The organism is Streptomyces sp. NPDC054975 (assembly GCF_053609105.1).
On the sequence record NZ_JBSGWV010000020.1, the window covers coordinates 23,320 to 34,054 of the forward strand.

Genomic DNA, 10,735 nt, shown 5'->3' on the forward strand with positions numbered 1-10,735 from the left:
GGAGGCATGGCCGCGAATCTAATCCGGTCGTGGGAGGGACACCAGGCCCTTCAGGGAGCATCGGGCATGCTCCGAAAGGCGTACGGCGCCCCGTCCGACCTGTCCGGTCACACCACACGGCGAAACGCCAACCCCCGAAAGGACACGGATGGTTGGGCCACGGGCTGCTGGTGTGCGGTGGGGTGCTTGGCCTTCGCGGACGGATCGATCAGGCGTGCCTCGACAGCCTTGTTGACGGCCCCGATGCGCGAGGCCGCGCCGAGCTTCTCGAAGATGTTCCGCAGGTGCCGCTTCACCGTCGCCTCCGTGATACCCAGTTCGTTCGCGATCTGACGGTTGCTGAGCGCGTTGGCGACATGGGTGAGCACCTCTCGTTCGCGGGGCGAGAGGGAGTGCCCGACCCCGCTGAAGGCGGTCCCGGGCGTGGCACTGCAGGGCAGGGCGATCATGACCTGCGGGTCGCGGGCCATGACGCCCCTGATGGCGGAGAGCAGCGAGGCGCGCGGGGCGCTCTTGTGGAGATAGCCGTGTGCCCCGCGGGCGAGCAGCTCCTGGACGAGCGGGAGGTGGTCGTGCATGGACAGCATCAGCACCCGCAGCAGCGGGAAGCGCGAGGTCAACTCGCTGACGACGGTGGGCGCGTGGTGCTGGGGCATCTCGACGTCGAGCAGCACGACGTGCGCTCCGGTGCCGGCCACCAGCTCGCCGAGGCCGACGGAGGTGTCGGCCTCGGCGACGACGCGCAGGTCGTCCTCCGCGTTGAGGAGCTGGCAGAGGGCGTCGCGCAGCAGCGAGTGGTCGTCGACCGCGACGATCCGGATCGGCTCGGCCGACCGCAGGATCCGGTGGTCATCTGGCGTCCGCATGCCACTCCTCGCCCATCGGCACCGAGAACGCGAGAGTCGTGCCGCGGCCCGGAGCGCTCCGGATCTCCATGCGGCCGCCGAGCATTCGGACCCGTTCGGCGACGGAGGCGAGGCCATTGCCGAGCGCCTGCCCCGGCGGGAGGCCGACGCCGTCGTCGCTCACCGACGCCCGTAATCGACGTACGCCACCGCCCGCCTCCGCGTCTCCCGCGTCCGGTTCGCCACGGACGTCGACGGTGACGCGGGAGGCGTGCGCGTGGGCCAGGGCGTTGCGCAGACCTTCACGCAGGACGAGGAAGAGCTGCTCGCCGACGGCGTCCGGCAGAGGATCGTCGACGTCCTCCACGCGGATCTCCACCACGGGCCGGTCGATCGCCATGGCGGTCACGAAGGCGGAGAGCGCCACCCCGAGGGAACCGGCGGAGTGCGCGTCCGTGCGCAGCTCGGTCACGATGTCCCGGGCGCTCTGCATCGTCTCCAGGATCGCCTGCTTCAGCGCGTCAAGGCGGGGGTCCGTCACCGACGAGACGTGCTGCGTGAGTTCGTACAGCTCCAGCTGCCGCAGTGCCAGGCCGGCGGCACTGCCGACGCGGTCGTGGATCTCGCGCGCCATCGCGTCGCGGCTCGCGCGGACGGAGTCGCGTACGACATCGAGAAGGTGAAGATCGTCTCCGTCGGCGGCCTCCTCCAGGGAGTCGGTCACGGCGGCCTGGACCCGCGCCAGGAACCGCGTCCGGTCGCCGGGGTCGCCGTCCGGCCCAGGGGCGCCGGGCCGCTCCAGGAACTCGGCCACGAGCTGGACCAGCAGGGCCCCGGCCTGTACGACGTGGAGGGGTACCGTCCCCCGGCTGCTCCGCGCCCCGGTCGCGGGGCCTGCGGGGCGCGCGTCTCGCTCCGCGTCGGACGCCGCCTGCTTCCCCGACGGGTCGCGGCACTCCGACAGTATTCTGCGCGCCTGGTCGCGGCAGGACTCCCAGGATTCCGCATGGGTCCCCAGCGGATTCCGTTGATCGATGAGCCTGCTCCGATAGGTGTCGAGTAACTCGGGCTCACAGGCGATTAATTCCGCGGCCGGCCCCTCGTCCTCGACAGACGGGCCCTGACCTGACATTCCCCGTGCCGACGTTTCGGACAACGCCTCCCCCCTCCCCTTTACCCGTCCCCCTCCACGTCTCCCCGTCACCAGACGGTACAAAACGGAGAGAAATGCCGGAGATCGCCATGATCATGCCGTACCGCCTAAAGGACGTCAAGTGTCCCGCCTGCGGAATCCACGCCTCCCGGCCTCTTTGAGCGGCGACGCAAATCCGCCGAAAGAACTCGGACGGCCACGAACGTCCGGCATAACCCCTTACCGTCGACACCAAGGGGCACCGAACGCCAACCGAGGGACGGGCGAACACCCGCGGAACACCACGGCGGGAGCGCCGCGACGGGCCGGAAGATCATTCACCCACCAGGCCTTTTTGGTTTACCGCTGAACGGCCTTTTCCGGCCGACCCCGAGGGACGCCCACAGGTGGGCGAGCGCCACGCCGGATGGCCTGTATAGAGAGACCAACTCCCCAGGGACACCGGGACTTCTCCTTTGAGCCAACTCCCCCGGTCACCGGGGAGCGATGCCTTGTGTCGCCGCATTCCCGCCCCATAGGGTCGCGGCGGCCTCGAATTCGATTGCCGGGCCGCACACCACGTCCGCGCCCATACCGTCCTGAAAGCCGGTCGTTCATGTCGCAGCTCGCCGCCCTGAGTCGCCGGACCAAGGTCCCCGTCCGCACACTGCGGTCATATCAGGAACTGGATCTCCTGCCGACTCTTTCGGAATACGACGAATCGCATGTACGCAGAGTTGCACTGGTGAAGACCCTCCTGAATGTCGGCAGACTTTCCCATGCCGAGGTACGCCGGCTCGTCCGTCACCTGGAGGAGGAAAGACCACCGGTGGGCGAACTTCTGCGCCTCACCCAGTACGCCTTACCGACACCCGGTTCCGCGTCACCCGATCAGGAGTGGGAATGGGCTCAGGCCAAGGTGTCCGGCTTGATCCACGACTGGGGCTGGCAGGTGAGCCCGGACAACCCGGCCTGGCAGACGCTCTGTCAGGTGGCCATCGCCTGCAAGTCGCTGGATCACCAGGACATTCCGCTGCTGTTCCCGGCCTACGCCGAGAATCTGGAGCGGATTGCCCGGCTTGAGATGCAAATCCTCAGCGAACAGGGCGACGCGGAAAGCGCCGCCGCGCGGCTGGTGACGGTCACCGCTCTGGGCGACGTCGCCCTCTCCGCGATGCGCCGACTCGCCCACGAGCATTTCCTCTCCGCGGGGGAAGGCGGGGCAGAGCGCTCGACACCGCCGACGGACTGACCGCAGCGACCCCTCCGGAGAGCCTCACCGTCGACCGCCCCGCCCTCTCCCGTACCTCATGCACACGACCGCGAACGCCGGGCACCCACTCACATCTCCTCCACTCAATGTCTACAACTGTGTGTGAATTGGCGTGAGTTGTGGCACACCTGTTCACAGAACCCCCCAGAGATCGCTAGCTTCCCCTCAACCTCGTTCGCACCGGGAAGGACCTCTGTGAACGCATCACCTCGCGGAGCCGTGGCCACCCTGGCCGCAGCCGCTCTCGCGACCCCGCTCCTGCTGGTCTCCGCCTCCCCCGCCTCCTCCCAACAGGACCGGCCGGGCAAGGACGCCGCCGCGCTCTCCCAGGCACTCGTCCGGGAGGCGTCCGCCCAGGACGCCTTACGACACCTGCAGAAGTTCCAGTCCATCGCGGACTCGGCCGGCGGCCACCGCGTCGCCGGCTCCTTGGGACACGACGCCTCGGCCGCGTACGTCTACCAGCAACTGAAGAAGGCCGGGTACCTCGTCTCGTACCAGAGGTTCGACTTCGTCTACACGCAGACGCTCGCCGAGAAGCTCACCGCCGTCACACCGGCCCCGTACGACGTCGAGATCAGGGCCCTGACGTACACGAAGTCGACGCCGGTCGGCGGTGTCCGGGCCGGACTGGCCGCCGTCCCGGTCGACGCCGACGGCACCACCGGTTGCGAGCCCGGCGACTACGCCGGTGGTGCCTTCACCGGGAAGATCGCGCTGATCAAGCGCGGTGGCTGCGCCTTCGCCGTCAAGCAGGAACAGGCCGCGGCGGCCGGTGCGATCGGCGCCCTCATCTACAACAACATCGACGCCGGATACGGCCCGCTCTCGGGCACCCTCGGCGACCCGGCCGCCGCCAGGATCCCCACCGGCGGGATCAGCAAGGCCGCGGGCGAGAAGCTCGCCGCCGACCTCGCGCAGGGCCCGGTGAACGTCGACTTCGAGATCCGCCAGCTCCAGGAGAAGCGTTCCACCAACAACGTCGTCGCCGAGACCAAGGGCGGGAACGCGGCCGACACGGTGATGCTCGGCGCCTCGCTCGACTCGGTCCTCGCGGGCCCCGGCATCAACGACAACGGCTCCGGCTCCGCCGGACTGCTCGACGTCGCCCTCAAGCTGGCCAAGAAGGAGAAGAACCCGCGCAACAAGGTGCGGTTCGCCTGGTGGTCGGCCGCCGAGAGCGGTCTGGTCGGCTCGCACCACTACGTCGCGAACCTCACGCCGCTCGACCGGCGGGAGATCAAGCTCTACCTCAACTTCGAGCTGATCGCCTCGACCAACCACGGCCTGTTCGTCTACGACGGCGACAACTCGGACGGCGCCAACGGGCAGACGGCACCGGTCGGTTCGGACCGGCTGGAGAAGGACATCGCCGCCTTCCTCGGCGAGCGGGGCCTGCCGCACGCGGGCACCCCGTTCGTCGGCCGCTTCGACTACGGCCCGTTCGTCACCGCGGGCATACCCTCCGGCGGTACGTTCGCGGGCGCCGAGGCGCTCAAGACGGCCGCCGAGGCGGAGAAGTTCGGCGGTACGGCGGGGGTCGCCTTCGACCCGAACTACCACGGGGCCGGCGACACGGTACGGAACATCAGCATGACGGCCTTCGACACCCACATCGACGTCATGGCCAACGCGGTCGGCACGTACGCCCACGACCTCGGTTCCCTGCGGCAGCCGACCGGTGCGGCGCGCGCGGACGGCACCGCCGCCGACGCGGTGGCCCCGCGCGAGGGACACGCCTACGGCGTGACCGAGTAGTCCGGCTCACCCCGGCCCCCCGTACCGGGCCCTCCCCCGGCGCCGGGACCGTCCCTCCGACGGCCCGGCGCCGGGGAACGAGCTCCCGCGCCCGGAGAACGGCCCCGCACCAGCCTCCCCCTCGCCCGCCCGACAGAAAGCCGAGGCCATGGCCATCGACGTCACCGCCCTGCGAGCCCACTTTCCCTCCCTCGACCACGGCCTCGCCTTCTTCGACGGACCCGGCGGCACGCAGACGCCCCGCCCCGTCGCCGAAGCCATCGCCGAGACGCTGACCGGGCCCCTGTCCAACCGGGGAACGATCAGCCCGTCCGAGCGCAACGCCGAGCGATCCGTCACGGAGTTCCGCGCCGCCTACGCCGACCTGCTCCACATGCCCGCGACCGGCATCGTCCACGGGCGCAGCGCCACCCAACTCACGTACGACATGGCCCGCGTGCTGGCCCGCGGATGGAGTGCGGGGGACGAGATCGTCGTCAGCCGACTGGACCACGACTGCAACGTCCGGCCCTGGGTCCAGGCTGCCGAGCGCGCCGGGACGACGGTCCGCTGGATCGAGATCGTGCCGGAGACGGCCGAACTCGACCTGGAGTCCTACGAGCGGGTCCTCTCGCCTCGTACCCGGCTGGTGGCCGTCACGGCGGCCTCGAACGTCCTGGGCACCAAGCCGCCGCTGCGCCGGATCGCGGACCGCGCCCACGAGGTCGGCGCGCTGGTGTACGTGGACGGGGTGCACTACGCGGCGCACCACCTCGTGGACGTACCGGCGCTGGGGGCGGACCTGTTCGTCTGCTCGCCGTACAAGTTCCTCGGCCCCCACTGCGGCGTGCTCGCCGGAGCGCCCGAGCTCCTGGAGACCCTCCGGCCGGACAAGCTGCTGCCGTCCCCCGACACGGTGCCGGAGCGCTTCGAGTTCGGCACGCTCCCGTACGAGACCCTGGCGGGCGCGCGGGCCGCGGTGGACTTCCTCGCGGCGGTCGACCCGGGTACGGGGACCTCGCGCCGGGAGCGGCTGACCTCGTCCCTGCGCTCCTTGCACGAGCACGAACTGGCTCTGCGTGCGCGCCTGGAGGAGGGCCTGCGCGGCCTGGGCGACGCCGTGACGCTGCACTCCAGGGCCGCGGACCGTACCCCGACACTCCTGATGACCCTCGAAGGACGCGACCCCCGCGAGGCCCAGATCCACCTGGCCGGCCGCGACGTCCTGGCCACGGCGGGCCAGTTCTACGCGTACGAGCCGTTCACCGCCCTGAAGCTGGAGGGCCCCGCCCTCCGCGTGGGCGTGGCCCCCTACAACACCGAGGCCGAGGTGGACCGGCTCCTCGAAGGCCTCGCCGCCTTCCTCTGACCCGCTACCTTGCGCGGCGCAGCGTCGCCGCGAGGTGGTGCTGCAGAGGCTGGTCGACCGCCGCGAGGTCGTGCGTGAAGTCGAGGACACCCTCGGCCGTCACGGTGTAGCGGCGGCGGGTGGCGCTCACCGTCTTGGCCGTGGGGGTGAGCGCCACCGCGTGGCTGCTGAGCTCGACCGTACCGGCGTCGGCGCTGCCGACCAGGATCTCCGCGATGCCGGTGGGCTGCGTGATCAACGCCTCCACCCGGCCCTCGGGCTGGAGCCGCCACCAGCCGGTCTCCCGGGCCGACGGCCGCAGGGGGTTGCCCTCGGCGTCGAGGAGCCAGGCGCGCGCCTCGAACTGGAGGAAGGGACGCCCGTCATGGCTGAAGGTCACCTCCTGCGCGTACGTGAACTCGTCGTCGAGCGTCGGGTATCCGCCCCGGCCCTGGCCGACCCAGGTCCCGAGGAGTCCGATCACCGGCGCGAGCAGCGCGTGGGGTGCAGGCGCCGCGTCCGGGTGCAGGGCGTCGGGGAACGGGGGCTGCTGGGCGGGGTCGTGCATGGGGTGCGCTCCTGGGTCGGCGTTCGGTACCGGAGGGCAGCCTAGGCGGTATTCGGCGGACACCCCGGCCGCCTCGGCATAGGCTTCGCTCGGTATGTGACGTTCCAGGGGACGGGGGCACATGAACGCGGGAACGGCGCGGCGGTGGGAGTCCACCCTCGATGCGGTCGTGGTGTACGCACAGGGCGCGCTCTGCCGGCGTCTGGCCCGGGGCAGCGTGCCGCCCGACGGCCGGGTGCGCGTGACGGGCCTGCCCCGTTCGCTGGACCCGGGCTCACTGCGGGCCCGTGTCCTGGGCGCTCCAGGGGTGCGGGTCACCGAGGCCCGGCTTGACGTGGAGGCCGAGCCGCTCGGCGCGGGCGACCCCGACGAGCTGCGGCGCGAGGTCGAGCGGCTGACGGACGCCCACGCGGAGGCCGAGGCGCGCCGGGACCGGCAGTTGAGCCGCATCGCGGAGGTCGGCGCACTCCACCCCGTTCCTCCCGGCCGCAAGCGCGAGGACCCGCACCGCCGTACGCCCGTCGAGGCGTGGCTGGAACTCGCCGACTTCGTCGACGAGCGGCTGACGGCTCTGCACACCCGCCTCGCCGAGCTGGAGGAGGCGGTGCGCGACGCCGAGCACGCGCTCTCCGTCGCCCACGACCGTCAGGCCCGCGCCTCCACGGACGCACCGGAGGCGCACGTGGAGACGGCGGTCGGCGCGCTCCTGACGCTCGACGTCACCGGTGAGGGCACCGGAGAGGTGGAGGTGGAGCTGGAGTACGGGGTTCCGGGCGCGGTCTGGGTGCCGACGTATCGGCTCACCCATCGTCAGGGCGATGGCAGCGGCAACCTGGTGCTGCGCGCCTCGGTCGCCCAGCGGACCGGCGAGGACTGGACGGGTGTACGTCTCGCCCTGGCCACCGCCGATCTGCGACGGCGCACCGATCTACCGAGGCTCCACTCGGTGCGGATCGGACGCCGGCAGGCCGCCCCCGCGCCGGCCGGCTGGCGCGAGCCGCCGGCCGGGCTCGCCGACCTGTTCTCCGGCTTCGCATCGGCGGGCCCCTCGCCCGCCCGAGTCGGCGGCGCCGCGGGGGCGGCCCGCGCTCCGGGGGCAGCCGCGCCCGTCCCCGTGCCGCCACCGCCGCCCGCCCCGCAGAGCTACGGCGCGCCACCCGCCGCCCTCCCGGTACCCGGTGGCGCGCCGCCCGCCCCCGCGCAGCCGTCCGGGCAGCCGCGCCCTGGCGGCCCGCCACCGGCCGCCAGGGCGCGTACCGGCGGCGGGCCGTTCGTGGGAGCCCCTGCGCCTCTGGCACCGGCCGGGTCGGTGCCGCCGCCCGCTCCGGCGCCGGAGCCCGGCCCTCCGCAGCCGAGCGGCGCCGAACTCGACTACGCCGCGCTCGTCCTGAGCGGGCCCGAGGAGCCGGGCGGCCGCCGAGGCCGCCTGTTCCCCGAGGCCTCCTTCGATCCGGTGGCGGCCGAGTACCGCCGCCGTGCCGAGGCGGTGGCCGCGCTTCCGCTGCCCGGACACGCCGTGCGGCCCCGTGAGTCGGCGGGCTCCTTCGACCACCGTTTCGACGCCGCCGCCCGCGCCGACATCCCGTCGGACGGCACCTGGCACACCGTCACCGTCGGCGAGATCCCGGTGGGTCTGCGGACCGAGTACCTCTGCGTGCCGTCCGTCGAGCAGACCGTGTACGCGACGCTGGTGCTCTCCAACGCGACCGACCAGGCCCTTCTGGCGGGGCCGGTCGAGGTCACCGTCGACGACGACTTCCTGCTGACCACCGCGCTGCCGACGCTCGCGCCCGGCGGGGTACGACGCGTGGGGCTCGGGCCCGCCGAGGGCATCCGGGTCACCCGCCGCACCCACCTGCGTGAGTCGACCTCGGGCCTGCGCAACACCACCACCGTGCTCGACCACCGCGTCCACGTGGAGCTGGCCAACCGGCTCGCGCGGTCCGTCACCGTCGAGGTACGCGAGCGGGTCCCGGTCACCTCCGACGCGGACGTCCGCATCGAGGAGCGGGCGGACTGGACGACACCCGGGGCAGCCGCCGGGCCCGACCGCCACGCTCCGGGCACGCGCGTGTGGCGCCTGGACCTGCCCGCCGGGGCCACCGCCGCCCTCGAAGGCGGCTACGAGATCCGCATCCCGACCGGCAAGGCCCTGGTCGGCGGCAACCGCAGGAGCTGACGCATCCCATGTCCACGCCCCCGAAGCCGATCGCCCTCCCCGTCACCGCCGTCACCTGCCTGGAAGACCGCGCCCACGTCGAACGCACCGCCGTGCTCGATCTGGGGGCCGGGGTCCAACGGCTGCGCCTCGGACCGGTCAGCGCGCTCGCCGTCGACCGGACCCTGCACGCCGAGCTGACGGCCGATCACCGAGCGAGCGTCCTCGACGTGCGGATCGTCCGCGCCTGGACCCCCCGCGGACCGCGGCCGTCCACGGACGACGACTCGCCCCTGCGCCGGCGGGCGCACGCTCTCGAAGAGGAGCGGCGCGGCCTGGAGCGACGGCGCGACCGGCTCCGGACCCGCCTCGACCTGCTCGGCCGCCTCGCCACCGACCTGCTCCGGGAGATCGGCGAGGGCGCCGGCTCCGGGGAGACCGACCGGACCCGCTGGGCCCGTGAGCTGGACCGGGTGGACGGCGAACGTGACACGTGCGGCGAGGAACTCCGTACCGCGGACGCGCGGTTGAAGTCCGTCTCCGTCGAGATCGCCGATGTGCAGCGGGCCATGGACCTCGCGGAGGACGAGCCGGCTGCGCTGGTGGCCCATGTCGAGCTGACCGTGGAGAGCGAGGCGGCCGGGCCGGTCGGGCTCCGCCTGAGCCACCTCACCCCGTGCGCGCTGTGGCGGCCCGCCTACCGGGCCGTGCTCGACGGCGACTCCCTCACCCTGGAGACCGACGCGATGGTGTGGCAGCGCACCGGCGAGGACTGGTCCGACGTACGGCTCACCCTGTCGACGGCCCGCTCCGCGCTGGCCAGCGATCCGCCGTCCCTCGGCGAGGACCGGCTGACCCTCAAGGACCGCTCGGCGGCGGAGCGCCGCACGGTCGACGTGGAGCTGCGCGAGGAGGAGATCGGGTCGCTCGGCCCCACGCCGGTGCTCGGTCTGCCGGGGGTGGACGACGGCGGCGAGACGCGGGTGCTGCGGGCCTCCGCGCCGGTCTCGGTGCCCGGCGACGGCCGGGCCCACCGGGTGCCGCTCTCCTCGTTCACGACGGGGACGCGCAGTGAGTACGCGTGCTCTCCGGAGTTGTCCCCGCTGGTCACCCAGGTGGTGCGGTGCGACAACCGCTCCGGCCACGTGCTGCTCGCCGGGCCCGTGGACCTGGTCCGCGGGGGCGGATTCGTCGGGCGCGGCACGCTGGACTTCACCGCCGTCGGCGCCCCCGTCGAGCTGGCCTTCGGCAGCCGCGACGACCACCGGGTGGTCCGGCAGGCCGAGGAGTCCCGCGACACGACCGGACTCACCCAGCGGACGGTGGTCACCCGCACGGTCCGGCTGCACCTGTCCCGGTTCTCCGCCCCCGGCGAGCACGGCGAGCGCGTGGTCGCCCTCCGGGAGCGGATCCCCGTCTCCGAGGTCTCGGCGGTGGAGGTACGTCTGCACAAGGACGCGTGCTCCCCTCCCCCGGACGCGGTCGACGCCGAGGGCATCGCCCGCTGGGACGTCCCCCTGGCTCCCGGCGGCCGCCGCACGGTCACCCTGGTCTACGAACTGTCGGCGAGCGCCAAGGTCACGGGCCTCTGATCCGCCGCGGACGCGGGACGAGCGGGGCGGCGCGGTCAGGTCAGGTCAGGTCAGGTCAGGTCAGGTCAGGGTGAGGTCAGGT

8 protein-coding genes are annotated in these 10,735 nt (G+C 72.6%); 5 read left to right on the forward strand and 3 right to left on the reverse strand.

The features are described from left to right. Nucleotides 1–107 precede the first annotated feature (107 nt). Together ACWF79_RS19325 and ACWF79_RS19330 are read right to left on the reverse strand one after the other, a co-directional pair. Nucleotides 108–866, reverse strand: coding sequence for a response regulator transcription factor (locus tag ACWF79_RS19325; protein ID WP_453729308.1), 759 nt, complete (start codon nt 864–866; stop codon nt 108–110). Then, entirely contained in the window at nt 850–1,659 is an 810-nt protein-coding gene (locus tag ACWF79_RS19330; RefSeq protein WP_453729309.1) for a sensor histidine kinase, read from the reverse strand. The genes ACWF79_RS19325 and ACWF79_RS19330 overlap by 17 nt, the downstream gene beginning before the upstream one ends. A 934-nt stretch (nt 1,660–2,593) precedes the next feature. On the opposite strand from ACWF79_RS19330, the gene ACWF79_RS19335 reads away from it, so the two are divergent. The 3 genes from ACWF79_RS19335 (at nt 2,594) to ACWF79_RS19345 (ending at nt 6,356) form a co-directional block, all read left to right on the forward strand. Beyond that, nucleotides 2,594–3,229: a MerR family transcriptional regulator gene (locus tag ACWF79_RS19335; RefSeq protein WP_453729310.1), complete on the forward strand. Its 636-nt coding sequence runs from the start codon at nt 2,594–2,596 to the stop codon at nt 3,227–3,229. A gap of 216 nt (nt 3,230–3,445) precedes the next feature. Next, nucleotides 3,446–5,008, forward strand: coding sequence for a M28 family peptidase (locus ACWF79_RS19340; RefSeq protein WP_453729311.1), 1,563 nt, complete (start codon nt 3,446–3,448; stop codon nt 5,006–5,008). 148 nt (nt 5,009–5,156) lie between these two features. Further along, nucleotides 5,157–6,356 (forward strand): cysteine desulfurase-like protein, encoded by a 1,200-nt coding sequence (locus tag ACWF79_RS19345; RefSeq protein WP_453729312.1) that lies wholly within the window; start codon nt 5,157–5,159, stop codon nt 6,354–6,356. A gap of 4 nt (nt 6,357–6,360) precedes the next feature. Here ACWF79_RS19345 and ACWF79_RS19350 read toward each other — a convergent pair whose 3' ends face one another. After that, nucleotides 6,361–6,903 carry an FABP family protein gene (locus ACWF79_RS19350; RefSeq protein WP_453729313.1) on the reverse strand — a complete coding sequence of 181 codons (543 nt, stop codon included), beginning with the start codon at nt 6,901–6,903 and terminating at the stop codon, nt 6,361–6,363. A gap of 121 nt (nt 6,904–7,024) precedes the next feature. On the opposite strand from ACWF79_RS19350, the gene ACWF79_RS19355 reads away from it, so the two are divergent. Together ACWF79_RS19355 and ACWF79_RS19360 are read left to right on the forward strand one after the other, a co-directional pair. Further along, a complete protein-coding gene (locus ACWF79_RS19355) occupies nt 7,025–9,082 on the forward strand; it encodes a DUF4139 domain-containing protein (protein WP_453729314.1) in 2,058 nt (685 codons plus the stop codon). Nucleotides 9,083–9,090: 8 nt separating this feature from the next. Then, on the forward strand, nt 9,091–10,653 hold the full coding sequence (locus tag ACWF79_RS19360; RefSeq protein WP_453729315.1) for a DUF4139 domain-containing protein: 1,563 nt from the start codon (nt 9,091–9,093) through the stop codon (nt 10,651–10,653). Nucleotides 10,654–10,735: the final 82 nt, after the last annotated feature.

Bases quoted from the DNA above. Each gene is read 5' to 3' on its own strand.
- ACWF79_RS19325 (WP_453729308.1), bottom strand. From the start codon at position 866: ATGCGGACGCCAGATGACCACCGGATCCTGCGGTCGGCCGAGCCGATC.
- ACWF79_RS19335 (WP_453729310.1), top strand. From the start codon at position 2,594: ATGTCGCAGCTCGCCGCCCTGAGTCGCCGGACCAAGGTCCCCGTCCGC.
- ACWF79_RS19345 (WP_453729312.1), top strand. From the start codon at position 5,157: ATGGCCATCGACGTCACCGCCCTGCGAGCCCACTTTCCCTCCCTCGAC.
- ACWF79_RS19350 (WP_453729313.1), bottom strand. From the start codon at position 6,903: ATGCACGACCCCGCCCAGCAGCCCCCGTTCCCCGACGCCCTGCACCCG.
- ACWF79_RS19355 (WP_453729314.1), top strand. From the start codon at position 7,025: ATGAACGCGGGAACGGCGCGGCGGTGGGAGTCCACCCTCGATGCGGTC.
- ACWF79_RS19360 (WP_453729315.1), top strand. From the start codon at position 9,091: ATGTCCACGCCCCCGAAGCCGATCGCCCTCCCCGTCACCGCCGTCACC.